We start from the raw sequence: 24,063 nt of genomic DNA on the forward strand, positions 1-24,063 counted from the left end.
CGTATCCGTCGGTGGTGACCCGGCCGGCGTGGTGCCCGCGCGGGAGGATTCGGATGGTGACGCTGCGGCACTCCCGACCTGACCGCCGCCCACACCCACGGGTTCAGGTCAGGTCAAGGCGGGGCAATTCCCGGCGGGAACGGATGCCAAGCTTGCGGAAGGCGCGGTAGAGGTGGTGCTCGACGGTCCGCGGGCTGAGGAAGAGTTGGGCGGCGATCTCCCGGCTGGTGCTGCCGTCCGCAGCCAGTCGGATCACCTGGCGCTCCTGGGGGGTGAGCCGGTCCAGTGGGTTAGCGGCGGTCGGCGCAGCCGGGACGAGCGTCTCCCCGGTCGCCTTGAGCTCGGTACGCACCCGTGTCAGCCACGGTTCCGCATCGAGCTGTTCGAATGTCTTCAGGGCGGCGCGCAGGGACGCCCGCGCGTCGCTGCGTCGTCGGGCGCGACGCAGCCACTCGCCGTAGAGAAGCTGGGTGCGCGCCTGTTCGAAAGGCCGGCCCGCGTTCTCGTGGGCATCAAGGGCGCGCAGGTAGTCGTCCTCGTCGTCGGACAGTAGAGCACGGACGCGAGCGGTGAGCGCCTGCGCCCACGGCTGCCGACCGGCCCGGGCCCACGCCTCCAGCCGGCGCAGCGCTTCCTCGGCCCGGGCCGGCTCACCCATCCGTACGGCAGCCTCGGCTTGGTCGGCGCCTGCGGCGATCAGGGCGGAGGCGTGTCGCAGCGGCCCCCGGGTGGCCGCCTCCAACCGGTTCAGCGCCACCTCGTATCGACCCAGCCCCAGATCGAGCAGGCTGAGTGAGATAAGCCCGCTCATGCCGCCGGTGTCGGGTTCGCCGCCCGCGAGGCGTACGCAGCGCTCCTCGTCCCCTTCGATGGCCGCGACTCTGGCCAGGACCGAGTTCAGCTGCGACACCCGTTGCAGCAGGCCCGTGTCATGGGCGATGCGTATGGCCTCGGCCACGGATGCCTCGGCATCCCGGTGCCGTCCGGCCAGTATCTGCACACCGGCCAGGTCCTGCAGCACCTGCGGCAGCGCGCCCACGAGCCCATGACGGCGGCAGTGCAATGCCTGCGCCTCTGCCAGTTCACGGGCGTTCGCGTCGTCACCGAGGATCATCGCGCAGAAGGTGGCCCAGGTCATGGTGATATCCGCGGGCGGCGCTGTCGCCCCGTTGAGTCTTTCTCGCACGGAACGGGAATGGCTCGTCATCAGCTCCGTCAGCAACGGCAGCCCTCGCGCGTAGTCCTCGTCCACGAGATGCGCCATCCCCAGCACCATCGGGTCGGGGCGGCCCAACGCGCGTAGCCGTTCGGCCGCGTCCCGGATGGCATCCCGGTCACCGCTGAACCACGCGTACCCGGCGCTGGTGCGCAACATGGTCACGGCGGCGTCCGGGTCGGCGTGTGCGGATCGTTCGACCAGCATTCGGGCCGCGAGCCGGCGCTCGCCCAACTCGAACTCCACGGTGGCGCGCACGCGCGCCAGTCTGGCCAGCGACTCGGGATCGTCCACCAGTTGCTCGGCCTGGTCGGCCAGTTGTGCCGCCTGCGCGGCGTGCCCGGCGGAAAGCGCGAGTGAGGCCGCCTCGCCCAGCCGGGCCGCCCGGTCCGACAGGCCGGGGGTGAGGTTCGCGGCCTGCTCGTACAGGCCGGCGGCGGCGGCGTACGCGGCCCGGGCCCGGGCGCGTTCAGCGGCCCGGACGATCTCCGCGGCGACACCTTCGTCGGCGGAGGTGGTGGCGACGGCGAGGTGGCGGGCGCGGCAGTCCTCGTCGGTCGCCGACTCCGCGAGCGCTTGGTGCACGGCGATCCGTCGCGCGAGCGGCGCCCCCTGGTAGGCGGCGGTGCTGATCAGGGGATGCCGGAAGGTGACGACGTTCGCGGTGACTTGGACGAGCCCCGCCTTCTCGGCCTCCGTCAGGTCCTCCAAGCCGACTCCCAGCGCGGTGGCGGCGCCGAGCAGCGTCGGCAGGTGGCCGCGCGCCTCGGCGGCGGCCGCCAGCATCATCAGGCGTGTCCTTTCCGGCAGCCGCCCGATCCGCGAGCGGAAGGACGCAAGCACCTGGTCGGTCACCGGCATGGGCCCGGCAACTGTGTGGTAGCTACGCCGTGCCGCGGCGAACTCGATCAGTGCGAGCGGGTTGCCCGCCGACTCCTGGATCACCTGCTCACGCAGAGCGGGCGTGAGCCCCCGCCCCTCCAGCAACCGCACGGCGTCCTCCGGCGGCAGCCGTGACGGCCGCAGTTCCGGCAAGCCCGTCGCCGGGAAACCCTCCTCCCGCGTGGCGAACAGCATCGCCACCCCCTCGGCGGCCAGCCGGCGTGCGGCGAACAGCAGCGCGTCGGCGCTCGCCCGGTCCAGCCACTGCGCATCGTCCACCAGGCACAACAGAGGGCCGTCGTCGGCCACCTCCGCCATCAGCGTCAGCACGGCCAGCCCCGACAGGAACCTGTCGCCTCCGCCCTCACCTTGGGCACCAAGCAACGCGCGCAGCGTCTGGGCCTGTGGCCCCGGCAGCGCGTTGAGCCGGTCCCGCACCGGCCAGACCAACTGGACCAGACCGGCGAACGCCAGGTCGGCCTCCACCTCGACGCCGGTGACGCGCAGCGTGGTAAGACCGGCGCCGTCGGCGTACTCGCCGGCCCACGCCAGCAGCGCCGATTTGCCAATCCCTGGCTCGCCGCGCACGACGAGGCTGCCGCTCCGGCCGGTGCGCGCCGCGTCGACCAGGTCTCTGATCGCCGCCTGCTCGCCCGCCCTGCCGTACAGCACCCTGCGCTCCCTGTCCGTAGGTACGTACGACCCGCCCTCCGTACGCGAATACGGAAACTCTACCGATTCGGCCCGTAACCCCCTGTGCGTAGCGTCGGGCCAGCACAACACCCGTACCGGCAAGGGAGATAGACGTGAATGACGAGCTCCTCCACCCTGTGACTGTGGGCGAGCTGACCCTGCCCAACCGTCTCGTCATGGCACCGATGACCCGCAGTCGAGCCCGCGGTGGTCTGGTCCATGATCTGACGGCCGAGTACTACGGCCAGCGCGCTGGCGCGGGTCTGATCGTCACCGAAGGAACACAACCGTGCGTGCTCGGCCAGGGTTACATCGACACCCCCGGTCTGCACACGCCCGAACAGGCGGCGGCCTGGCGGCGGGTCACCGACGAGGTGCATCGGCGCGGCGGCCGGATCTTCGTCCAGCTCATGCACTCCGGACGGATCGGTCATCCCATCCTCTATCCCGGCGGTGAACTGCCGATCGGGCCGTCGCCGATCCCCTCTGGCGAACGGCTGTACACCCCCGCCGGGCTGCTGGACCACCCCACACCACGCGAGATGACCATGCTGGACATCGCCCGCGCCGTCGAGGACTTCGTGACGGCGGCCCGATACGCTCTGGACGCCGGATTCGACGGAGTCGAGTTGCACGGCGCCAGCGGATACCTGATCCACCAGTTCCTGTCGGACAACACCAACCACCGCGCCGACGCCTACGGGGGGTCGGTGGCCAGGCGCATCAGGTTCGCCGTGGAGGTAGCCCAGGCAGTCGGCGATGCGATCGGCGCCGCGCGCACCGGGCTGCGGATCTCGCCGGGCATCACCTACAACGGCATGGACGAAAGCGACTCCGAGACCCTCTACACCGAACTGGCCCGCGCGCTCGCCCCACTGGGCCTGGCGTACCTGCACGTCTCGGAGAACGACACCCGCGCCATCACCAAGCTGGTGCGCGCCGAGTGGCCCGGCACGCTGATCCTCAACCCGCACCCCAGAGGCGACGACGCGCCCGCGAGCCCCGAGGAAGGTGTCGATGCGGTGCGCTCCGGACTCGCGGACGCGATCGCCTACGGGCGGCTGTGGCTGGCCAATCCCGACCTGCCTGCCCGGATCGCGGCGGGCGGCCCGTACGCCGAGGCCGACCCTGCCACCTTCTACGGCGGCGACCACCGGGGCTACACCGACTACCCGCTGCTGACGCAATGAGTGCCCCGATGACCCGAGATTGCGCCTCCCACCCCGCCAGCCGCCCGGGCATCCTGGCGGGAGCCGGATCTGCCCGGGACAGGGCGCTCGCGCGAGGCGCGAGTTCCGACCAGGCCGGCGCCGGCGTTGGAACGAGCACAATGCCTTCGGCGGAGGAGCATGTCGCCCGGACGTGCGAGCAGGGCGGCTGGGTTCCAGCGGGATGGCTGGCGGTGCTGGCCGGGCCGCTGTCATTCGGCATCGCCGGGCCCGCCCTGGTCCTCTCCGACGTCGCCCGCGACCTCGACCTCACGCCCGCGGCGGTGACGTGGATCGTCACCACGTTCGGCTGGGCCATCGCGGTCGGCACCCCGCTCATGGCCAGACTGCAGAGCCGCCGCGGCACCCGCACGGCCCTGGTCGGCTGCGGCACACTGGTGCTGCTCGGCGGAATCCTGACCTTGGCCGCACCGGTGCTGCCGGTTCTCGTGACCGGCAGCGCCCTCCAAGGGCTCGGCACGGCCGGGCTCACCACCATCGCGATGAGTCTCACGCGCTCGGCTCGCATGATGGGACTGGTCACCGCATCGCTGGCCACGGTCGGCTCTGTCGCGCCACTGGTAGGCGAGGTGGTCGCGGGGCTGCTGGGGTGGCGTGCCGCGCTGGCGCTGCCCATGCTCAGCCTGCTCGCCATGCCCCCCGTTCTGCGCCGCCGGCCCGTCACGGCGCTGTCCGCCGCCCGGTTCGACCTGCCCGGCGCGGCGCTGCTGACCGCGCTGGTCACCGCCCTGGTGTTCGTGCCGCATGCCTGGCAGGTCGCCACCCCCGCTGCGGTGGCCGCCGGATTGGCGTTCGCCCTGTGGCTGCGGCACCGGCCGGACGGGTTTGTGCCGGCGGCGGTGGTTCGGTCGCCGGCATTCCTGCTGGCGGCGGGGACGGCGTTCCTGCTGGCGGTGGTCAACTTCGGAACGATGTACGCTCTGCCGCCGCTGCTGGCCGAGCGGGCCGGCTGGACCGGCCAGCAGGTCGGCCTGGCCATCACCTGGCCGCTGCTGTTCGGCGGGATCGCCTCCTACGTCGTGATCGCGGTGACGGCAAGGACACCGTTCGAGTTTCTCGTCGTGCTCTTTCCCCCGTTGGCCGGGGCGGGAATCGTGCTGGCCGGCCTGACGACCGCGCCCTTCGCGCTGCTCGGCGCTCAGGCCCTCACCTCGGTTGCCGCGGCCTCCGGCCAGGGAGCACTCGCCACACACGCCGGGACCGCCGTGCCGGAGGACTCGCGAGCCGCCGCGATGGGTCAGTTCAACCTGGCCTATCTGCTCGGTGCCGCCTTCGGGCCGGCGATCGCCACACTGCTCCTTGCCTGAGCAGTAGAGCCAGGCCAGCCCGATCGGCCAGCCGCCTGGTGGCGAAGCCCCAGCAACTCGATCTCGGCTCGGACCGCGGCACCGCACAGCACGCCTCGCGAGGCGGCCGAGGTGAGCTGTGTGCCCAGGGCGTGCGGGCAATTCCTGGAACGCCACCGCCCGCCACAACGGGCCGGGCCGAGGTCAGCCGGCCGCCAGCCCCGACGCGCTACCGGTCTCCCCGGTCACCTCACCCAACATCTCCTCACCTACATGTCTAAAGGAATCGCGAAGAAATGATTGTGCTTCCGGATCGGCCACCGCGCCACGAACATCCAACGGAGAAACGTAGTCCTGCCGCTGCCCGCGCATGGCATTGTCCAGCCGAACTCGAAGAAAAGCCTCAAGTCCCACCGAGTCCCGAAGTTTGACACCTTCTAGTGCCCGACAGACGTGACCGTACGCCTTTTCAGCCTCTTCGAAGTAGAATCCGCCCGGCGTTTGCGGCAGCAGCTCCCTAGTCAGCTCCACGCCCCCACGAAATGCGACATCACGAAATTCGGAAGCCGAAAAGTCGTTCTCCCCGAATCGATTCCTACTCCTGCCAAGCTCCCGGGAGCCCGCCTCAGTCAATCCAGCGTCGAACACCACCCTCTCCAGCTTGGCGCCGAACCAGCAGCCGGTGAATTCCGCCTCGAGGCAGAGCCATCCCTTGATCCTGCACCGCTCGAACCTGCAGTCCTTCAAGCCCACTCGCCCGATCGACGCCAGATGCATCCGGCAACGATCAAACAGGCAGCCCTCAAGACTGGACTGCCCGACTCCCGCCCCGAGGCTGCCATAAGATATGCCGAGGCCGCGGAATGTGACCCGACTTAGACGGGACCCGTTGGCGATTACCAACTCATCTATTCCGCGCGAGGAGAACACCTCATCTCTCACGTCGCGGCCGTCGATGATCAGGCGACTTCCGGCAACATACGAAACGGGGTCGGTCAAAGTCCCTCCCACGTGCGTTCAATACTGGTCCCCGCAGATTCGATCATGATCCGGCCCGGCCACAACGGACAGTGCTTGACATCGTTGAAGGCCGACCGAACCCGGGTTACCGGGCGTCGACGCCGGAGGACCTACTGGTTGGCGGGCAGGCCCGGAATGGGGAACTCCACCTCGCTGCGGATACCCACCAGCTCCTTGCCCCGGTCGACCAGACGCTTCTTCGGGCTGACGAAGGCGACAATGCCGGCGCTGATCCGATCAACCCAGGCGCACATCGTGACGTGGTACCGCCCGTCGCGGCCGTCACCGCAGGCTGCCACGCCACCCAACGGTCCCGCGTCGACCGCCCGGACCTCCCCCACCGACGGGTACAGCCCGAAGAGCGTGGTCAGCGTCGCTTCCTCGTCCCGGACCGTGCCGGCGGCAGCGCTGACCAGAACCGCGTGGTCGGCGTCGGTCTCACCGTTGTACACGGACGCGACAGCCCTCTCATGGCGGCGATCATCCACCAGACGATCAAGGACGCTGTAGTTCCTGATCGCGACACCCGTCAGCGTCCGGTCGTCGAAGCGAGAGCGACTGCCCAACCGCATCGGCAACTCAAGCCGAGCCCGCATACTCGACGGGCTCGCCGAGGGCTGCGCCGACGCCGACGACGAGGACGGCTCCGAGCGGTGCCCGGAGGAAGCCGAACACCCGACAGCCGCTCCAACGACCACCATGACCACAACCCCGCACACGGCGACCCGGCCGCGCCCCACCATGATCGCGTACCCCAAGGCCCGCCCCTCGTCGTGATCACAATCCCGGGGACGATACCGCAGGCTGCCAGCTCCACCGCCGGCCCACCGCAGCGCGACCAGCCCGCCTCACTCGACAGGCGCGCCAGCGCGTCGCCGGTCTGCCTGCGCCACTGGCCGTCATCTCCGCCGCATCTGCCCGATCGACGGCAGAACCGCCTTCCGACGCAGCTTGGCGCTGCGTCGGGTTCGCGTTGCGCGAGAAGGGGTCCGCGCTGCCGTTCTGGCGGCCCTCTGCGCGGTTAGCTGAACGTGAAGGTCACGTCGTCGACGTCGAAGGCCGTGACGCCGTTGCCGGCAGTCTCGCTGGCGACGAAGCTTACCGTCGCGGTGCGCTCGGTCGTCGCCGTTCCGGTCGACATGGTGTACTGCCGCCACTGCGACCCGCCGTCGAAGGCCAGCGAGAACCTCGTCTTAGGGGGTATCCCGGTGACCGCCAGCCCGACGTTCAGGTAATCGCTGCGGCTGGTCTCCGTGGTGGTGGTCCGGACCCAGAAGCGGACCGTCAGGTCGCAGTCGGCCGGCACCGTGACGTTGGTGCGCAGCAGGTCGGTACGCGTCACGTCCAGCCCGGCGAAGGTGGCGTACGCGCGGCCGGTGTGTGCGGGCCGGGTCGCGTCGCCGAGCACGACGATGCGGGGGCCGGCAGTCCAGCCGGTGCTGCCGCGCTCGAACCCCGGGTTTGCGTGGATCTGCCCGGTGCAGGGCGTGTCGGCCGCCGGCCGACCGTAGGGCACGCTGCCCGCGGCCAGGAGCAGCAGGGCCGCAGCCGAGGCGGTGGTGACAAAGGCCTTCATCAGTCCTCCCCGTGTCGATGCATTCGAACCTATCGATGCCTATCGACCATGCGCGATGGACGTCGACAGGTCAAGCCCTTCCCGGTGTCAGCTCTGCACGGCCGGGCGGATGACGAGCGAGCCGACCTCGACGTCGTTCGACGGAGAAGCACACCGCGCGGGCGGGCGATGACGCCGTCCAGACGGACCTCGCCGCCACCGTCCTCATCGGCTACACCCTGGCCGAGGCGGCCCGCTCGCTCAGACGGACACGGCAAGCCCCAGTCGCACTGCCCGATGTTGCCGGTCTGTCTCTCGTTGCCAATCTGTCATTCGAAACCCGCCAAGGCCGGCCAAGCCGCTCAGCTCGCCAGGCGTCGCGCAGGCTTACGCCCGTCGGCACAGTGACGACGGGTGTTACGTCTCGTCCGTACGGGGTTTCCCGCTGAGGGACTTCTGATAGTCGTCCGCGTAGGTGCGCGAGTCCTTGATCAGATCGTCGCAGAAGGCGGCGACGTCGTTGCCGATGAGTTCCAAGACCCCCGTGCCGGCCGCGACGCCCTCCTCGAAGAAGTCGACGATCTCGGGGAGCAGGCGCCCGTCAGCCAGGCCGATCGGTCCGACCTTGAACAGGTATCTCTGCATCTCCTTGTAGACGATCTGGTAGTCCGGCGGGAGCGCCTTGACCCGAGCCACGTGCGCCCGCCACTGCTTCTTGCCCTCGATGATGTCCTGAATGCTCACGTCAGCCTCCCAGCCGGCCCAGTTTCCTCGCAACGTTGGCGTTCAACTGCTCGCGCCACCGGTCGCGATAGGTCCGTGCCCCCGCCCCGCCGGCCAACGCCGCACAAAAGCCGGGAATGTCGTCGCCGAGCACCTCGTCGACGCTCTGCCCGTCCACCGAGGCTTCTTCGAGCAGCCCCAGGGCGGCGTCGATGATCGGCATCAGATTGCGACCTGTGAAGCCCGCGTAGGGCAAGAGGTTGCCCTTGATCTGTTCCCACGCCGCCGGGTAGTCGGCCGGCAATGCCGCCGCCCGGGCTTCGAACACCTTCCACTGCCTGGTGAGATCGCTGCCTGTGATGGTCTCCCAGAAGCTCATCCCCGGCCCCCCTTGAGGCTGTCGATGCGTGACGAGACGTACTGCCATTTCGCCCAGAACGTCGCGAGTTCCCTGCGCCCCGCGTCGTTGAGCCTGTAGAACTTGCGCGGCGGGCCCACGTCGGATGGTCGTTTCGTCACCTCGACGAGTCCGTTTCTCTCCAGTCGCAGCAAGATGGTGTACACCGTCCCGTCGATGACGTCCGCGAAGCCGAGTTCATTCAGTCGGCGCGTGATGGCGTACCCGTAGGTCTCCTCGCGGCCGATGATTTCGAGGACGCAGCCCTCGAGCGTGCCCTTCAGCATCTCCGTCAGGTCGTCCATCACCCTCCTCTTCGACCCCCGGTACCTCGTACCACCGGGTACCGCTACACGGTAACACCGCATACCGCTATCCGGTAGTGCCGAGTAGCGCATGGAATAGCTCCTCGGCCTGGCTCAGCCTGGGTTCCGAGATAACCGCCGGGCCAGGCGTGCGCGTCCCGTTGTGGCACATCGGCGACGCCGCGAGGCTCCTCACCGCGGTCTGCCCCGCCGGCCCCGCAAAGACCTCCCGCTGGGCCGGCTACGCGGCAAGGATGGCACCGTACCGTGCTGCTGGCCGACCGAGGCTACGTCGCGGTGTTGGCGAGGCGGTGGTCGAGGGCGGTGTGGCGGCGCCCGGCGCTGACGGTGCGTACGGCGGCGTTGAGGGCGCGGCGGGAGCCGACGAGGACGACGAGCTTCTTGGCGCGGGTGACGGCGGTGTAGAGCAGGTTGCGTTGCAGCATCATCCAGGCGCTGGTGGTCAGGGGGATGACGACGGCGGGGTATTCGGAGCCTTGGGAGCGGTGGATGGTCATGGCGTAGGCGTGGGCGAGTTCGTCGAGTTCGTCGAAGTCGTAGTCGATGATCTCGTCCTCGTCGGTGCGTACCGTGAGGGTCTGCTCGTCGGTCGAGAGGTGGGTGACGATGCCGAGGGTGCCGTTGAAGACGCCGGCTTGGCCCTTGTCGTAGTTGTTGCGGATCTGGGTGACCTTGTCGCCGACGCGGAACACCCTCCCACCCATCCGTCGCTCGGGCTGCCCCTCGCGGTGTGGGGTGAGCTTCTGCTGCAGCAGGGTGTTCAACGCGGCGGCGCCGGCCGGACCGCGGTGCATGGGGGTGAGCACCTGCACGTCCCGGCGGGGGTCGAGGCCGAAGCGGGCGGGGACGCGGGTGCAGGCGACGTCGACGGCCAGCGCGGCGGTGGCGTCGGTGTCGTCGCTGGAGAACAGGAAGAAGTCCGGCAGGCCCTGGAGGAGGGGCGGGCGGCCGGCGTTGATGCGGTGGGCGTTGGTGACCACGCCGGACTGGGCGGCCTGGCGGAAGATCTGGGTCAGCCGCACCCGGGGGATGGCGGGTGCGGCGAGCAGGTCCCGCAGGACCTCGCCCGCGCCGACGGAGGGAAGCTGGTCGACGTCTCCGACCAGCAGCAGATGCGCGCCGGGTGGGACGGCTTTGACGAGTTTGTTGGCGAGGATCAGGTCGAGCATGGAGGCCTCGTCGACGACGAGCAGGTCCACGTCGAGGGGGTTGTCCCGGTCGTAGGAGGCGTCTCCGCCGGGGCGTAGCTGCAGCAGCCGGTGCACGGTGGCGGCGGGGTGCCCGGTCAGCTCGGACAGGCGTTTGGCGGCGCGTCCGGTCGGGGCGACGAGGGTGACCTTGGCTTTCTTCGCGGCGGCGAGTTCGACGACGGAGCGGACAGTGAAACTCTTGCCGCAGCCCGGACCGCCGGTGAGCACCGCGACCTTCGAGGTCAACGCGAGCCGGACTGCCTGCTCCTGCTCGGGGGCGAGGTCGTTGCCGGTACGCGCTCTCAACCAGGTCAGGGCCTTGCCCCAGTCGACGTTCGTGAAGTGGGGTAGCCGGTCGGCGCGGTCGTTCAGCAGCCGCGCCAGCGAGGAGGCGAGGGACTGCTCGGCGCGGTACAACGGCACCAGATACACCGCCTGCACCGGCTCCCCGCCGCTGCCGGGCAGGGTTTCCCGCACAACGCCCTCGTCGGCGACCAGGTCGTCCAGGCAACGGCCGACGAGGTCGGCGGACACGTCGAGGATCTTCGTGGCGTCGGCCACCAGCTCAGCTTGGGGCAGGAAGCAGTGGCCGCTGTCGGTGGCCTCGGACAACGTGTACCGCAGGCCGGCCATGACCCGCTGCGGGCTGTCGTGCGGGATCCCCACCGACCGGGCGATGGTGTCGGCGGTCTTGAAGCCGATGCCCCACACGTCGGCGGCCAGCCGGTACGGCTCCTTCGTCACCACGTCGGTGGACGCGTCGCCGTACTGCTTGTAGATCCGCACCGCCAGGGACGTGGAGACGCCGACGCCCTGCAGGAAGACCATCACCTCTTTGATGGCCTTCTGTTCCTCCCACGCCGCGGTGATCTTCGCGGTGCGTTTCGGGCCCAGCCCGGGTACCTCCACCAGGCGAGCGGGTTCCTCCTCGATGATTCTCAGCGTGTCCAGGCCGAAATGGGCGACGATCCGTTCGGCGAATACCGGGCCGATGCCCTTGACCAGTCCTGAGCCGAGGTAACGCTGGATGCCCTGGATCGTGGCCGGCAACACGGTGGTGTAGGAGGCGACCTCGAACTGCCGGCCGTACCTCGGATGCGACGACCACCGGCCGTGCAGCCGCAGGCTCTCCCCCGGCTGCGCGCCCAACAACGCGCCCACCACCGTCAACAGGTCACCGCCGCGGTCGGTGGCGACGCGGGCGACGGTGTAGCCGGTCTCCTCGTTGACATAGGTCAGCCGCTCGAGCACCGCCTCCAGGGTGGCCTGGGACGGGCGCGACGGAACGGTCACGCAGCCATCCTGCCGCATCCCCGTCCTTGACAAGCAGCCCCTGTCCTAGCCCGGCCCCGGCACCAAAGGGGCTCCTCCGGCTGCGCCTGACCATCCCAGTGCGTCGCGGTGTCAAGAAGAGCGGCGCGTCCCAGTTGCTCGGCAGGCATCTCGATTGGGTGCACGGCGGACTGTGCTTATCCTTCTCCCGTGGCACTGCGGTTCCAGACGCGCGCGTCCGACTCGCCGTGGGTCGACACCGTGTGGACCTGCACGAGCGAGCACGTCACTCAGATGACCTCCGTTGCGACGGTGTGCTGGGGCCTGGTGTTCTGGGAGCGCGAGGGCACGGCGTACGCGGGCATTACCGGACCCGAGACCAAGACTGACGCCGCGCCGGTGCCGGAGGGCGCGACCTTCGTCGGCATCGAGTTCGCCGTGGGTACGTCACTGCGGGCCGTGCCCACGCCGGACCTGGTCGACAGCGGCGTCGAGCTTCCCGACACCACCCGCCGGACCTTTCGGTTGGACGGCGTCCGCTGGGAGACGCCCGGCCCCGACGACGCCGAGGCCCTGGTCGACCGTCTGGTCCGCGTCGGAGCCGTGGTCAGTGACCCGCTCGTCACCGCGGTCCGCCGAGGCCACCGTCCAGCGGTCTCGGACCGCACCATCGAACGCCGGTTCCGAGCGGCGACCGGGCTCACCCAGGGCGCCGTACGGCAGGTCGAACGCGCGCGCAAGGCTGCAGCGCTCTTGGCCGCCGGCGCCCCAGTGGCCGATGTCGTCTCCGAGCTCGAGTACTTCGACGAGCCGCACCTGGCCCGTACGCTGCGCCGGTACGTCGGCCGTACCGCGCGGCAACTCCGCGAGGGCACCGGCGGTCCGATCGCCCTGAATCTGGATCAGCGAACGACGTCGTAGATCAGCTTTACGACACCGTTCGGGTAGGCCGCGGAGGACCGGAGGCTCAGTACCTGCTTGTCCTTGTCCGCCTTGCTGAACAGGCTCTTCCCGGCTCCGAGCAGCACCGGGAAGACGAGAAGATGGTATCGGTCGATCAATCCCGCGTCCGACAGCCGTCGGGTGAGTTCCCCACTGCCGTGAATGAAGATCGCGCCGCCCCCGCTCTTCTTGAGCTCGACGACCTCGTCGGTCGAGCGCAGGATTGTCGTCGGGCCCCATCCCTGGACGAGGGCGTCGTCGGGCAGCGTGGTCGAGACGACGTACTTGGGCAGTTCCTTGTAGGCGGCGTGGTCGTCCGAGTCGCGCCAGACCGGCGCGAACGCCTCGTAGCTTCGACGGCCGAACATCAGGGCCGTCGTCTCCTCGAGTTCCTCGCCCTTGAGTGAGAATGCCTCGGGTAGGAATTCGATGTCCTTGAACACCCAGCCGCCGCTGCGGTGCTCCTCACCCGGCCCACCACCAGGGGAGTCCATAACCCCGTCGAGCGAGATGAACCCGGTGTAGATCAGCTCACGCATGTCGTGTTCTCCTCATGATCAGGCGACAAGCGTCACCATGTAGATCGAACGGCCGCAGCGCTGGGCCGACGCACCGCGGCGGAGCGCGACGCCCATGCTAGGAAACTGCCACCGCACCGGTCTTGTACGGAAACGACGGCACGGGCAGGCAGGGGCACCACCGCAGCCGGGCCACAGCCGACGCACGACCGCCGAGATGATCGAAAGCAAGGGTGTGCAGTCCCACCGTGGCTTCGGTGCCACAGCCCTTGCCCTGGTACTGCATGCCGAGATCACGGCCCTTGCTCCGGCCCGCTCGGCGGTAGCCGACCGGGATGCTGAACGTCGTGCCGGAGCGCCGCCGCCCGGTGTGGGTGACGACGGTGCGGCGGCCATTGCCTTCCCGAACCCGGGCGACGACCGCAGGCCGAGGACGCAGGCGTTGAATCGGTCGACGGCACGACGGTACGTGTTTCGCATGCGCGTAACGCCAGGGTCGCCGTGGACCGGCGGCCCCGAACTGAGAGTGCGCGCGGGTGCTTGTGACTCGTAGGTTGTCGGTCATGACGGACGTGCGGCTGGAGCCGATGACCGAGGATCAGTACAAGCCGTGGCGGGCGGAGGCCGAGGCGCACTACGCACAGAGCGTCGCCGCGTCGGGCCGGTCGGCGCAAGACGCCGCCCGCAAGGCCGCCGACACCTACGCGCAGCTGCTTCCCGACGAGTTCGCCACCCCTGACCACCATTTCTGGTATGCCTACGACGGCGACCGCCGGGTCGGTTTCCTCTGGGTCAAAGTCACCCACGACACCGCGTTCGTCTACAACGTAGCCGTCGAACCGGACGTACGCCGCCAGGGCTACGGCCGCGCGATCATGCTGGCCGCCGAGCGCTGGTGCCACGACAACGCGCTGACCAGAATCGGCCTGCACGTCTTCGCCCACAACACCGGCGCCCGAGCCCTCTACGAACAGCTGGGCTTCACCGAGACCGGCCGCAACATGGCCAAAGACCTGTGACCGGCGTTTCTCGTCCGGTTCGCCGACGGCACGCGCCGCACGGCCCCGCGCTCGCCGAGCCAAGAGGTTCTTTTCCTCCAAGGTGCTCCGACAACTCCTAGCTCCTTGGGCGTTGGAGTCGCCGGCAGCAGATGAAGAACTGCCGCGAGCAGGATGGTCGCTCAGCCCGGAGGGTTCACCCCGCGGCCGATGCCTGCGGTGTGCTGGCTGCATCGGCGGGCTTGGTGACCAGCGAGGACAGGTGTTCCTCGCGGGTGAACAGCATGCGGCAGGTGGCGCCACTGGCGAAGGTCACCGGCCGCACGAACCTCAGACGGTGCCGCGAGGGGCTCGATGGCATCGGCCCAGTTGAGGTCGAAACGGCACAGAATCGGCTGCAGCTCGCCACGGCCGGCCGCGACCAGAACCTCGTGGAAGAGGCAGCGGCGCACGTCCAGCACGTACACCCGGGTGACGTCTCCACTGACCTCGCAGCTCAACCACATTATCGGCTCATCCGACCGGAACGATCCGGATGCGGTCGGGACGTGGTGACAGCCGAACTTGGACGTTCCTGTGACATGGCACCTCCGACCCTGCGGTTCGAGGACTTCCCGGCCGTTATCGGCGGAAACGGGAGGGGCGCATGTCTTGACCCGGACCCAAAGATACGTCGATCGGGTGGGTATCGCACGCCAGGTTGCCCTCAGGCCCGCCAACCCTGGGTACATTGGTCGAAGCCACTCTCCGTCGATCCCAGACTGGTTGAGGGTAGGCAGGTCCTGCGCGCTTCTGGCACCCCTCTGTGTCAAGAGGCGGCGAGGAGCGGTGTTCTACGGTTCCTGGCCCGCCTGCCGCGAGGTACTCGGCTTCGGCTGCATACATTCCTTGGAGCACGGACAGGGCGGTCGTTGTCGAAGGCATGATCATGACCGTTACTCTGACTCAGGATGCCACCCTGTGCTGCCGGGAATCGGTCGTCGCGTTGCGTCGGCACGACCCGCTGAGCGCCCGCTCATCGGCACGTCCAGACGTCGGCGGCCGGCATGCACGTCACCTTCGGTGGCGAGCGCTTCGCGGCATGAGAGTTGCATGCTGCCGGCAGGGCTGGCAGGCAATACCCTTGACCATGAAGCACGGCTTCCTCCGGCACATCCAACGCTCGGGCTCGGCCGGTCCGCGCTCGCTGCTCGACTCGAGAGGTACGCCTATGCTCGGTACACCGGAACCCGTCACGTACCTCATCGTGGACGGGGAGAACATCGATGCCACTCTCGGCAACAGTGTTCTGGAGCGCCGGCCGGCCCCTGCGGAGCGACCCCGGTGGGAGCGCCTGCGGGAATTCGCGCGGGACACGTGGCAGCGGCCGGTGAAGGGACTGTTCTTCCTCAATGCCTCGGGTGGCGGTCTGCCGATGCCCTTCGTCCGGGCCCTCCTGAGCATGGAATACCGGCCCATCCCGCTCGCTGGCTCGTCGGATCAGAAGGTGGTGGACATCGGCATCCAGCGGACGTTGGAGGCTATCGCCCGGCGCTCAGGCAATGTGATGCTCGCCAGCCACGACGGCGATTTCCTGCCGCAGGTCGGCGCGCTCCTACGAGGTGATCATCAGGTCGCGGTCGTCGGGTTCAAGGAGTTCCTCAACGCCGGCTTCGCCGACCTGCCGGGCCTGCAGGTATTCGACATCGAGGAGGACGCGGGCTGCTTCACCAACGTCCTTCCTCGGGTTCGCATCATCGACCTCGAAGACTTCGACCCTGAGCGCTTCTTGTAGGCCGGACAGCATCTGCGGACCGGCCGCAAGGACTGTAGTCGCCGTGCCCACCCTGGCTCGGCACTGATCAGAGACACAGGTCAGGTGCCCCCGGCACTTTCGCCAACGCCTCGTCGCCGCTGGCCAACCCCTGCGCGACGGCGATGGGTGCGAGACCCGTAGCCGACGACCAGCGTGTGTGACAGCAGCGCGAAGAGTAGATCATCGTCCCAGTGCTGAAGACGCTGGGCCGGGTCAGCGCCACCGCCGGCACAATACCCGCGCCTTGTTGCCGGCAGATGCGGATCTGCCGCCGGGCCGTCGCTGGAGGTCCCGAGCGGTATCGACGCCGGGAATGAGGTCGCCGCCGGCGCTGCTGAAGGTCCTCGTCGGGCTGTTGACCCCCACCGCCGGTACCGTGACCGGCCGGCCACCCCGCGTCGGGTACGTGCCGGAACGCTTCCCCAGCCACCAGCGGATGCCCGCAACCTCGTACCTCGTTCACATGGGACGGATCGGCGGGCTGCCTGCCCGGCGGTCCCACGACCGTGCCGGAAAGCTGCTGCGGAGGCTCGAACTTGTCGGTGGAGCGGACACCCCACTGCGCCAGCTTTCCAAGGGCAACGCGCAGAAGGTAGCCATCGCGCAGGCCCTGATGGTGCCGCCGGACCTGTTGGTCCTCGACGAGCCGTGGTCGGGCCTCGACGAGTCGGCCCACGGGACGTTCGCTGAGCTGTTGTGCGAGGTCACCGCCGATGATCTATGTGACCGCCGAGCAGTTGGTCACGCTACTCACCCAGGTCGAGGCGTTGCTGGCACCGTATCGGGACAAGACGGCACGTACCAACGGATCCAGGCCGGTCGCCGTCGTACAGATGGCTATCCCGGCGCCTGAGGATGGCGCGCCGTGACCACCGATGCGCTGCCGAAGCCCGCAGCGGCGCTGCTTCGGGAACGGGTGTTCCGGCACTACTGGTCGGCGCACGTCGTCTCGATGGTCGGCGACCAGATCTCGCTGATCGCGATCCCGCTGCTCGCCGTGCTGACGATCGGTGCCGGAGCGGCCGAGATGGGATACCTGACCGCCGCCGCGCTGCTGCCGAACCTCTTCCTCTCGCTGCTCGCCGGGGCGTGGGTGGACCGGCAGGGGTACAAGCGGAAGGTCATGATCGGTGCCGACCTGGGCCGGGCCGCACTGCTGCTGGTGGTGCCGGTGCTGGCGTTCGCCGGGGTGCTGGACCTTTTGCACCTGTGCGTGCTGTCCTTCGCCATCGGTACGCTCACCGTCTTCTACGAGGTCGCCGACGGCAGTCTGTTCGCCTCTGTGGTGCGGCGGCCGGACTACATCGCCGCGAACTCGCTGACCAACGGCGCCCCGGGCCATGTCGTTCGTGGCCGGTCCGAGCGTCCCGGCTCTCCCTGGTCAAGGGCGCGCAGCGCACCGTCAACTACGGTGTGCGGCCGATCGGGGCGCTGCTCGGCGGGGTCCTCGGCGAGCTGATCGGAGTGCGCTCGGCACTATGGATCGGCGCGGTCGGTGCGGTGGCCGGTGTGCTCTTCGTCGTGTTCTCTCCGGTCCCACGCATGCGCGAACTGCCCAACGCCTGACCGCGCTGTTGGCCGCCGGGCCGGACTCCTGATGCTGTCTGGATGCTCGCCAGATCGTTACGCCGGTTCGACGGGCAGCCAGAGTTCACAGGTCGCGGTGCTGAAGTCGTTCGTAGGCTCATGCACCGCGACGATCTCCGGACCTGGCCGCAGACGCCACGGGTTGGACGGGAACCACGCGGCTGCGGCCGTGGCCCAGGCCTTTTGCAGGGTCTGCGGATGCGGCCCCCTGGTCCGGATGACCACCCATCTGCCGGCCGGAACTTCGATGATGTCGAGGCCGCCGGGGACCGGCGTACCCGGGGACACGGCGACCCCGTGAAGGTAGGTCAGCTCGCTGCCCTCGGCGTAGTCGGGGTCAAGGTCGTCGCTGACCGCGAGCAGGCCGCTCGGCTCAGTATTGCCGAGAGCCTTCAAGCGCAGGTGCTCCTCCATCGGCAGTGCGGTGATGTGCCGCTGGATGTGCGGGTTGATGCCTTGATGGACCAGCCGGGCACGGGTCGCGCGCCCCACGAGCCGGAACTCGGGATGGTCGACGATGCGGGTGTCCACGTGTTCGCTCCCTTCGACGGTCAGACCGAGTGCCGAGATCATCAAGCCTCCGTCCGACGTCAACCTTGGTCGCAGTGCACCGGTGGGCACCCGACAAAAGCGGCGCGGAACATGTCGGGTGATCGAGACCGGCGCCGCCGCACGATGGGGGCATGTCTGACACGACCTTGGTATCCCGCTTTCTTCGCGACGGCTTCGTTAAGCTGGAGGGCGCCGTCGCGCCGCGCGTGGCGGCGGACTGCGCGCGGCTGCTGTGGCGGGAGACGGGCTGCGACCCGGACGATCCAGCGACGTGGACGCGGCCCGTGCACTGGGTGCCCGGCATGGCGCAGGGGCCGTTCGCCGCCGCTCCGAACTCCCCGTTCCTGCACCACGTGTACGACCTGCTCGTCGGCGCGGGACGCTGGGAGCCGCGCTACTCGCTGGGCACGTTCCCGCTGCGCTTCCCGCACGAAGAGGAGCCGGACGACGCGGGCTGGCACATCGAGGGCAGCTATCTGCCGGAGGGCGAGAGCTGGTACTTCACCAATGTGCGCTCCCGCGGCCGGGCACTGCTGATGCTGTTCCTGTTCAGTGAGGTCGGTGAGAAGGACGCCCCGACCCGGATCCGGGTCGGCTCCCACCTCGACGTGCCAAAAGTGCTGGAGAAGTACGGGGAGGACGGAGCGAGCGGACTGGCCCTTGCGCCCGACCTGGTGGCGGCGTCCGAGCACCGGCCGCTCGCCCTCGCCACCGGATCTCCGGGCGACGTCTTCCTGTGCCACCCATTCCTGGTGCACGCGGCGCAACCGCACCACGGAACGCGGCCCCGCTTCATGGCCCAACCGCCGCTGATGCCAGCCGCACCGTACGAACTGGAGCGGGCCGACAGCGCATACTCACCCGTAGAGATCGCGATCCGTCGGGGTCTCGGACAGGATGCCCTCGGTCCGGACGGGGACGGCACCGACCGCGGCGCAGGGGCGACTTGCTCCGTCCGTTCCTGAGCGCCTTTCCGAAGGTCTTGTCGGAAACCTCGGGGAGCCAGAGGCCGGTGAAGTACGGCAGGCAGGGCATGGGCAGGCTAATGCGTCGGAGGCGGGGTTGGCAGTGGTTCTGCGAGTGAGTGCGCGCAATGCCCGGTTCCAGCAGTGGAACGCTCTCCTCGGCAATCGGACCAAACGGCAGCGACGTGGCGAGTTCCTCGTGCAGGGCGTGCGCCCGATCACCATGGCCGTCGAACACGGCTGGCAGATCCGGGAGCTGCTCTACGACACCAGCGCTCAGCTGTCCGGCTGGGCACGCGAGGCCCTGGACACAGTCCGGGCCGAGAAGTTCGCCGTCTCGCGTGAACTGATGCACGAACTGGGAGGCAAGGCAGACAAGGTTCCAGAGCTGCTGGCCGTGGTCGCGCTGCCGGAGGACAACCTGCGCCGTATCCCGGTCGGTCCGACCATGCTCACCGTCGTGTTCGATCGGCCCACCAGCCCCGGCAACATCGGGACCCTCGTTCGGTCGGCGGACGCCTTCGGCGCCGGCGGCGTCATCGTCACCGGCCACGCCGCCGACGTGTACGACCCGAAGGCGGTCCGGGCGAGCACCGGCTCGCTGTTCGCCTTGCCCGTGGTCCGGGTGCCCTCCCACCAGGCCGTTCTATCCTGGGTCGCTGACGTCCGCGCCGACGGCATCGGCATGATCATCATGGGAACCGATGAGCGCGGCATTCTGGACGCCGCCGAGTACGACTTCACACAACCCACCCTGGCGTTGATCGGCAACGAGACCACCGGCCTCAGCTCGGGCTGGTGCGAGGCATGCGACCAGCTCGTCCGGATCCCCATGTTCGGGTCCGCCAGCTCCCTGAACGCGGCGACCGCCGCGACTGTCGTGCTGTACGAATCGGCACGCCAGCGGGCCGCCGCCCGGCGGTAGGGCACTGATCACAGGCGGCCGCGCCGTACGCGCAGATCGCCGATAGCAGCCGCTCCGCCATGACCTCCGGCCGCAACGCAACGACTCCCAACCGACTCCGAGGCATGAAACGCTGCGCGATACGGAGACAGGAGAGGTAGCCATACATCACCGTGCGTCACCAGCGGTGATGTACACCAGCCCACCCGGAGCGGCATGAGCGGGCACTCGATCTTGGTTAGTGTCCGTCCTGATGTAGGGGCGTGCGGCGGGCGCGCACGATTCGGTGCGTGATTCGCCATCCGGCGGCCGTTCGTTCGACAGTGTCCTCGTACGCGACGCTGCCGGTCGATCCATCCGCCATGACCCCAAGTCCCTTGGACAGGGCATTGACCGTGCCGTCCGCCGTCTCGCGTAACACGATATTGGTCACGTGGTGGGCTACTGGGTTGGCGTCGGCCAGTGCCAGGCCGGCTTCGCGGACTGCCGCGAGCCCGATCAGTTTGCCACCACCGAGAGCCGACACGTCGTAGACGACATCTTCGGCGAACAGCGTCGCCAGGCCATCGAAGTCGCCGCGATCTGTCAGGTGGCCGTGCGAGTTGATCAGGTCCGTAATGGCGATCCGGTCATCCATGGTTATGGGCATCGTGACCCCTCCACACCCTAACAACTCCTAACCCTTTGGGCGTTGGAGTCGTCGCCAGCAGATGATGGCGCAGGCGAGGGTGAGGAAGGCTTGGTGGATGTCGTCGCGGATCTCCCAGCGGATGCGTAGGCGGCGGAACCAGTGCAGTAGAGCGATAGTCTGTTCGACGATCCAGCGTCGGGCGCCCAGGCCGGAGCCGTGGCCGACGCCGCGTCGGGCGATGACCGGGTTGATGCCTTTGGCCCGTAGCTGTTTGCGGTAGCAGTCGTAGTCGTAGCCACGGTCGGCGTAGATCTCTGTTGGTCGCTGTCGTGGCCTGCCGCGGATGCCCCTGATCGGGGGGATCTTGTCGACCAAAGGCATGAGTTGGGTGACGTCGTGGCGGTTGCCGCCGGTCAGTGCCGTGGCGAGGGGGATGCCGCCCGCGTCGGTGATGACGTGGTGTTTCGAGCCCGGGCGGCGGCGGTCGACCGGGCTCGGACCGGTTTTGGGCCGCCCTTGAGCGCTCGCACGTGGGAGCCGTCGATCACCGCCCGCGACATGTCCAGCTGGCCGGTGGCCCGCAGCTTGCCTAGCAGCACCTCGTGCAGCCGTTGCCACACGCCGGCGTCGTTCCAGTCCCGCAGCCTGCGCCAGCAGGTCATTCCTGACCCGAACCCGAGCTCTTGGGGCAGGTACTCCCACGGGATCGCGGTGTAGAGCACGAACAGGATCCCGCACAACACCTTCCGGTCATCCAACGGCTTACGACCTGGGTAGCGGTACCGCCGTGGTGGGCGGGGTGGCAGCAGCGGCTCGATCTCGGCCCACAGATCGTCCGAGACGATCCACGGCGGCTGCTCACCCCTCCTCACGTTCAGACAGAACGATCCTCACGTCCAGACGGTTACGCCCAACATCATTTAGTTAGGAGTTGTAAATGGGGCTACCCCCGTCTAGCTGCTGGTACCGTATGCGGGGATGTCCCCGGATAGCAAGCGTGGCCCGCGCTCCGACGCGTCCCGTAACCGTGCGCGGCTCATAGCTGCGGCCCGTGGAGCACTGGCTGAGGCAGGCAACGACGTCGCACTCGACGTGATCGCCCGACGCGCCGGGGTAGGCAACGCCACCCTGTACCGCCACTTCCCGACGCGCGCCGACCTGCTCGTCGCCGTCTACGCCGACGAGGTCGCCGTACTATGCCAACGTGGCGAGCAGTTGTTGAAGTCCGCGGAGCCGACGGGCGCGCTGTTCGCCTGGCTCGACGAATTCGTGGTGCACGTGGCCACTAAGCGGCCCCTTGCCCTAGCCGCGACGGAAAGCATCGATGAACGCCGCACCACGCTGTTCCGCGACTGGCACGCGTCGATCACCTCGATCGCCGATCGCCTTGTCCGACGCGCGCAGCCAGCACTTCGTTCCGACCTCACCGCTACCGACGTGCTGACCTTGGCCAGCGGAGCGGCCCTAACCGCGGACGCCGCGCAGGCCCGCCGTTTGGTCGGACTACTGCGTACTGGCATTGCCGCTTCAACCGGCACCGGCTGACGGCTTCCTCCCTACCAGTCCAACGGTGCGCCTCATTGGCCGTTCAGCACGTCAGTTCGCGTTCGCACGGCGGCAAATGACGGTGCCAGACGTTGGTGCAACAGAAGCTATCGGGTACGAATCTTCTGGGGCGCCCGGCTGAACGTGATGGCCTGGAATCGGCCGTCGAGACAAGTAAGGCGAGCGCCGTCGCAGTGGCTGAACGGCATACCCAGGATCGGTGGTCGGCGGTCGGTAGGCAGTCGACGAGTCCCGGTTCGATGCTGCCGCCCGTGTGAAATGATCAAGGTGCCGCTCCCTTCGGGCACTGACTCGACGGCCCTGATCCACAGGTTCCGGTGAGCCCGTGCAGCCCGCGCCACACCGCCCTGGCCGGAGATCAATTGCGCGACGGCTCCGACCGTCGCCGCAGCGGAGGCCCGGTTCGAGACGTTCGCCGCCGAGTTCGGCAACCAGTACCCCGCCGTGATCCGGCTCTGGCGCACCTCCTGGCCGCAGTTCGTGCCGTTCCTGGACTACGACCACGAGGTCCGCAAGGTCCTCTACACCACCACCATCATCGGAAGTTTGAACGCCCGGTTCCGGCAAGCCGCCCGCCGGCGCGGGCACTTCCCGACCGAGCAGGCCGCGATGAAGATCTTCTACCTCGTCGTCCAGCAGAAACGCCGGGGCGGCGGGAGCATCACCGGCCGGGTCTACGGTTGGGCCAAGGCCCTCAACGCCCTGATCCTCGCCTACAGCGACCGGATCGCCATCTAACAACCTCGATCACACCACAGGCCCAAACACGGAAATCGACACACTCCCGCCGCCCCCTCCCTGACCTGGCAACGATCCGAATCGGCGACGTTGCGTGACGGGTGTTGCTGAGCCAGCCGTCCCCTCGGCGTGCGGAAAGTAGCCGATGAGCGGACGCCGCGTCTCCTGGCCTTCCCGCCGGGATTCGCCGCGGCAGGGAAGGCGCCGTGATGCGTCCTGGGAGTGATCGTCACACCCGTGGGTAGATGGCTAATCTCGTTCGCCTGCGTTGCGGGAGGTGTGATGGTCAGGCGTAGAACCTTCCGTGACGCCGTGGTGCTGATCACGGGGGCGTCGAGTGGAATCGGCCGCGCGACCGCCTTGGCGTTCGCCGCCGAAGGGGCCAGGTTGGTACTCGCCTCGCGCAGCCAAGAGGCGCTCGCGGAGGTGGAACACGACTGCCGAGCACGAGGCGGGCAGGTGCTGGTGGTGCCGACCGACATTGCAGATCCGGCGGCCGTCGAACGGTTGACCCAGCTGGCGGCGCAGCGGTTCGGGCAGATAGACGTCTGGGTCGAAGCGGCGGCCGTCGGCATTGCCGGGCCGCTGGGCTCTGAATCGGTGGACGAGATTCGCCGGCTGATAGACACCAACGTATTCGGCACCACGCTGTGCGCCCGCGCCGCACTGGCTACATTCCAGGCGCAGGACAATGGGACCCTCGTGCTCGTCGGGTCGTTGCTGTCACTGTTCCCAAACCCGCTGGTCCCGCTCTACTCCATGACCAAGTTTGCCATCAGAGGGCTGGCCTTGAACCTTCAGCAGGCAGTCGCCCGTCATCCTCGGGTACGGGTCTGTCTCGTGCTACCTGGGCCGGTCGACACGCCGTTCTTCGAGCGGGCCGCCAACCACTCGGGCCGCCAACTACGAGCTATCCCTCCCGCGTACGCACCGGAGCGTATCGCCGCCAAGTGTCAACGCCGGCTGAACTTTGACCCCTCTGTTCCGGCCGAATGTTGACCCCCTCGCTGGTTGTTGATGTTCAGTCGTTGGTCTTGCTGGCTGCGGGAACGCGGCCGAGGTCGCGGTCTTTGAGCCG

General features: G+C 68.6%; 24 protein-coding genes and 1 pseudogene. 12 read left to right on the top strand and 13 right to left on the bottom strand.

Annotation, left to right across the window (positions count from 1 at the left end; genetic code table 11):
• Positions 1–103 precede the first annotated feature (103 nt).
• Positions 104–2,770 (bottom strand): AAA family ATPase, encoded by a 2,667-nt coding sequence (locus E1182_RS03305; RefSeq protein WP_132261122.1) that lies wholly within the window; start codon positions 2,768–2,770, stop codon positions 104–106.
• 134 nt (positions 2,771–2,904) lie between these two features.
• On the opposite strand from E1182_RS03305, the gene E1182_RS03310 reads away from it, so the two are divergent.
• On the top strand, positions 2,905–3,981 hold the full coding sequence (locus E1182_RS03310; protein ID WP_132261123.1) for an alkene reductase: 1,077 nt from the start codon (positions 2,905–2,907) through the stop codon (positions 3,979–3,981).
• Positions 3,982–4,121: 140 nt separating this feature from the next.
• Positions 4,122–5,327, top strand: a complete 1,206-nt coding sequence (locus E1182_RS03315; RefSeq protein ID WP_132261124.1) for an MFS transporter — start codon at positions 4,122–4,124, stop codon at positions 5,325–5,327.
• A 183-nt stretch (positions 5,328–5,510) separates the two neighbouring features.
• Here the strand turns inward: E1182_RS03315 and E1182_RS03320 are convergent, their stop codons facing one another.
• From E1182_RS03320 to E1182_RS03350, 7 genes are all read right to left on the bottom strand, one after another.
• Entirely contained in the window at positions 5,511–6,305 is a 795-nt protein-coding gene (locus E1182_RS03320; protein ID WP_132261125.1) for a hypothetical protein, read from the bottom strand.
• Positions 6,306–6,436: 131 nt separating this feature from the next.
• Entirely contained in the window at positions 6,437–6,778 is a 342-nt protein-coding gene (locus E1182_RS03325) for a hypothetical protein (protein ID WP_132261126.1), read from the bottom strand.
• 569 nt (positions 6,779–7,347) lie between these two features.
• Positions 7,348–7,902, bottom strand: a complete 555-nt coding sequence (locus tag E1182_RS03330) for a hypothetical protein (protein ID WP_132261127.1) — start codon at positions 7,900–7,902, stop codon at positions 7,348–7,350.
• A gap of 396 nt (positions 7,903–8,298) precedes the next feature.
• Positions 8,299–8,625 (bottom strand): DUF1048 domain-containing protein, encoded by a 327-nt coding sequence (locus E1182_RS03335; protein WP_132261128.1) that lies wholly within the window; start codon positions 8,623–8,625, stop codon positions 8,299–8,301.
• A 1-nt stretch (position 8,626) separates the two neighbouring features.
• On the bottom strand, positions 8,627–8,983 hold the full coding sequence (locus tag E1182_RS03340) for a DUF1048 domain-containing protein (RefSeq protein ID WP_132261129.1): 357 nt from the start codon (positions 8,981–8,983) through the stop codon (positions 8,627–8,629).
• Complete coding sequence (locus tag E1182_RS03345) at positions 8,980–9,306, bottom strand: PadR family transcriptional regulator (RefSeq protein ID WP_132261130.1); 327 nt, start codon at positions 9,304–9,306, stop codon at positions 8,980–8,982. Before E1182_RS03345 ends, E1182_RS03340 begins: the two co-directional genes overlap by 4 nt.
• A 287-nt stretch (positions 9,307–9,593) precedes the next feature.
• Entirely contained in the window at positions 9,594–11,828 is a 2,235-nt protein-coding gene (locus E1182_RS03350) for an ATP-dependent RecD-like DNA helicase (protein ID WP_132261131.1), read from the bottom strand.
• A gap of 171 nt (positions 11,829–11,999) precedes the next feature.
• Between E1182_RS03350 and E1182_RS03355 the strand changes: the two genes are divergently transcribed.
• Entirely contained in the window at positions 12,000–12,710 is a 711-nt protein-coding gene (locus tag E1182_RS03355; RefSeq protein ID WP_132261132.1) for a helix-turn-helix domain-containing protein, read from the top strand.
• Here E1182_RS03355 and E1182_RS03360 read toward each other — a convergent pair.
• Complete coding sequence (locus E1182_RS03360) at positions 12,692–13,270, bottom strand: dihydrofolate reductase family protein (RefSeq protein ID WP_132261133.1); 579 nt, start codon at positions 13,268–13,270, stop codon at positions 12,692–12,694. The two genes, E1182_RS03355 and E1182_RS03360, sit on opposite strands and share 19 nt — an antisense overlap.
• Before the next feature lie 542 nt (positions 13,271–13,812).
• Here E1182_RS03360 and E1182_RS03365 point away from each other — a divergent pair.
• Entirely contained in the window at positions 13,813–14,268 is a 456-nt protein-coding gene (locus E1182_RS03365; RefSeq protein ID WP_132261134.1) for an N-acetyltransferase, read from the top strand.
• A 386-nt stretch (positions 14,269–14,654) separates the two neighbouring features.
• On the opposite strand, the pseudogene E1182_RS32910 reads toward E1182_RS03365, so the two are convergent.
• Positions 14,655–14,978: pseudogene (locus E1182_RS32910) on the bottom strand (hypothetical protein); the annotation flags it as partial.
• Positions 14,979–15,376: 398 nt separating this feature from the next.
• On the opposite strand from E1182_RS32910, the gene E1182_RS03380 reads away from it, so the two are divergent.
• The 3 genes from E1182_RS03380 (at position 15,377) to E1182_RS03390 (ending at position 17,501) form a co-directional block, all read left to right on the top strand.
• Positions 15,377–16,021, top strand: a complete 645-nt coding sequence (locus E1182_RS03380) for an NYN domain-containing protein (protein WP_243706003.1) — start codon at positions 15,377–15,379, stop codon at positions 16,019–16,021.
• A 334-nt stretch (positions 16,022–16,355) separates the two neighbouring features.
• A complete protein-coding gene (locus tag E1182_RS03385) occupies positions 16,356–16,895 on the top strand; it encodes an ATP-binding cassette domain-containing protein (protein ID WP_132261135.1) in 540 nt (179 codons plus the stop codon).
• Positions 16,896–16,907: 12 nt separating this feature from the next.
• Positions 16,908–17,501 (top strand): MFS transporter, encoded by a 594-nt coding sequence (locus E1182_RS03390; protein WP_243706004.1) that lies wholly within the window; start codon positions 16,908–16,910, stop codon positions 17,499–17,501.
• Positions 17,502–17,665: 164 nt separating this feature from the next.
• On the opposite strand, the gene E1182_RS03395 is transcribed toward E1182_RS03390, so the two are convergent.
• On the bottom strand, positions 17,666–18,202 hold the full coding sequence (locus E1182_RS03395; RefSeq protein ID WP_132261136.1) for a GyrI-like domain-containing protein: 537 nt from the start codon (positions 18,200–18,202) through the stop codon (positions 17,666–17,668).
• A 110-nt stretch (positions 18,203–18,312) separates the two neighbouring features.
• On the opposite strand from E1182_RS03395, the gene E1182_RS03400 reads away from it, so the two are divergent.
• Positions 18,313–19,146: a phytanoyl-CoA dioxygenase family protein gene (locus E1182_RS03400; protein WP_132261137.1), complete on the top strand. Its 834-nt coding sequence runs from the start codon at positions 18,313–18,315 to the stop codon at positions 19,144–19,146.
• Between the two features lie 97 nt (positions 19,147–19,243).
• Positions 19,244–20,071: an RNA methyltransferase gene (locus E1182_RS03405; RefSeq protein ID WP_132261138.1), complete on the top strand. Its 828-nt coding sequence runs from the start codon at positions 19,244–19,246 to the stop codon at positions 20,069–20,071.
• 217 nt (positions 20,072–20,288) lie between these two features.
• On the opposite strand, the gene E1182_RS03410 is transcribed toward E1182_RS03405, so the two are convergent.
• Complete coding sequence (locus E1182_RS03410) at positions 20,289–20,687, bottom strand: nuclear transport factor 2 family protein (protein WP_243706005.1); 399 nt, start codon at positions 20,685–20,687, stop codon at positions 20,289–20,291.
• A 39-nt stretch (positions 20,688–20,726) separates the two neighbouring features.
• A protein-coding gene (locus E1182_RS03415) for an IS5 family transposase (protein ID WP_165942491.1) occupies positions 20,727–21,526 on the bottom strand; the annotation gives its coding sequence in 2 pieces (ribosomal slippage) (positions 20,727–21,190 and positions 21,190–21,526; 801 coding nt in all).
• Between the two features lie 133 nt (positions 21,527–21,659).
• On the opposite strand from E1182_RS03415, the gene E1182_RS03420 reads away from it, so the two are divergent.
• The 3 genes from E1182_RS03420 to E1182_RS03430 all read left to right on the top strand — a co-directional run bounded on the left by E1182_RS03420 (position 21,660) and on the right by E1182_RS03430 (position 23,984).
• Complete coding sequence (locus tag E1182_RS03420) at positions 21,660–22,226, top strand: TetR/AcrR family transcriptional regulator (RefSeq protein WP_132261141.1); 567 nt, start codon at positions 21,660–21,662, stop codon at positions 22,224–22,226.
• Positions 22,227–22,604: 378 nt separating this feature from the next.
• Entirely contained in the window at positions 22,605–22,985 is a 381-nt protein-coding gene (locus tag E1182_RS03425; protein ID WP_207921249.1) for a transposase, read from the top strand.
• A gap of 312 nt (positions 22,986–23,297) precedes the next feature.
• Positions 23,298–23,984 (top strand): SDR family oxidoreductase, encoded by a 687-nt coding sequence (locus E1182_RS03430; RefSeq protein WP_243706006.1) that lies wholly within the window; start codon positions 23,298–23,300, stop codon positions 23,982–23,984.
• Positions 23,985–24,063 lie beyond the last annotated feature (79 nt).

Source organism: Micromonospora sp. KC721, from assembly GCF_004348355.1.
Classification (GTDB): domain Bacteria; phylum Actinomycetota; class Actinomycetes; order Mycobacteriales; family Micromonosporaceae; genus Micromonospora.

Excerpts from the sequence above, each read along its gene's own strand:
- E1182_RS03315 (WP_132261124.1), top strand. The coding sequence starts at position 4,122 with ATGCCTTCGGCGGAGGAGCATGTCGCCCGGACGTGCGAGCAGGGCGGC.
- E1182_RS03330 (WP_132261127.1), bottom strand. The coding sequence starts at position 7,902 with ATGAAGGCCTTTGTCACCACCGCCTCGGCTGCGGCCCTGCTGCTCCTG.
- E1182_RS03340 (WP_132261129.1), bottom strand. The coding sequence starts at position 8,983 with ATGAGCTTCTGGGAGACCATCACAGGCAGCGATCTCACCAGGCAGTGG.
- E1182_RS03345 (WP_132261130.1), bottom strand. The coding sequence starts at position 9,306 with ATGGACGACCTGACGGAGATGCTGAAGGGCACGCTCGAGGGCTGCGTC.
- E1182_RS03350 (WP_132261131.1), bottom strand. The coding sequence starts at position 11,828 with ATGCGGCAGGATGGCTGCGTGACCGTTCCGTCGCGCCCGTCCCAGGCC.
- E1182_RS03360 (WP_132261133.1), bottom strand. The coding sequence starts at position 13,270 with ATGCGTGAGCTGATCTACACCGGGTTCATCTCGCTCGACGGGGTTATG.
- E1182_RS03365 (WP_132261134.1), top strand. The coding sequence starts at position 13,813 with ATGACGGACGTGCGGCTGGAGCCGATGACCGAGGATCAGTACAAGCCG.
- E1182_RS03380 (WP_243706003.1), top strand. The coding sequence starts at position 15,377 with ATGAAGCACGGCTTCCTCCGGCACATCCAACGCTCGGGCTCGGCCGGT.
- E1182_RS03385 (WP_132261135.1), top strand. The coding sequence starts at position 16,356 with ATGAGGTCGCCGCCGGCGCTGCTGAAGGTCCTCGTCGGGCTGTTGACC.
- E1182_RS03395 (WP_132261136.1), bottom strand. The coding sequence starts at position 18,202 with ATGATCTCGGCACTCGGTCTGACCGTCGAAGGGAGCGAACACGTGGAC.
- E1182_RS03400 (WP_132261137.1), top strand. The coding sequence starts at position 18,313 with ATGTCTGACACGACCTTGGTATCCCGCTTTCTTCGCGACGGCTTCGTT.
- E1182_RS03410 (WP_243706005.1), bottom strand. The coding sequence starts at position 20,687 with ATGGATGACCGGATCGCCATTACGGACCTGATCAACTCGCACGGCCAC.
- E1182_RS03420 (WP_132261141.1), top strand. The coding sequence starts at position 21,660 with ATGTCCCCGGATAGCAAGCGTGGCCCGCGCTCCGACGCGTCCCGTAAC.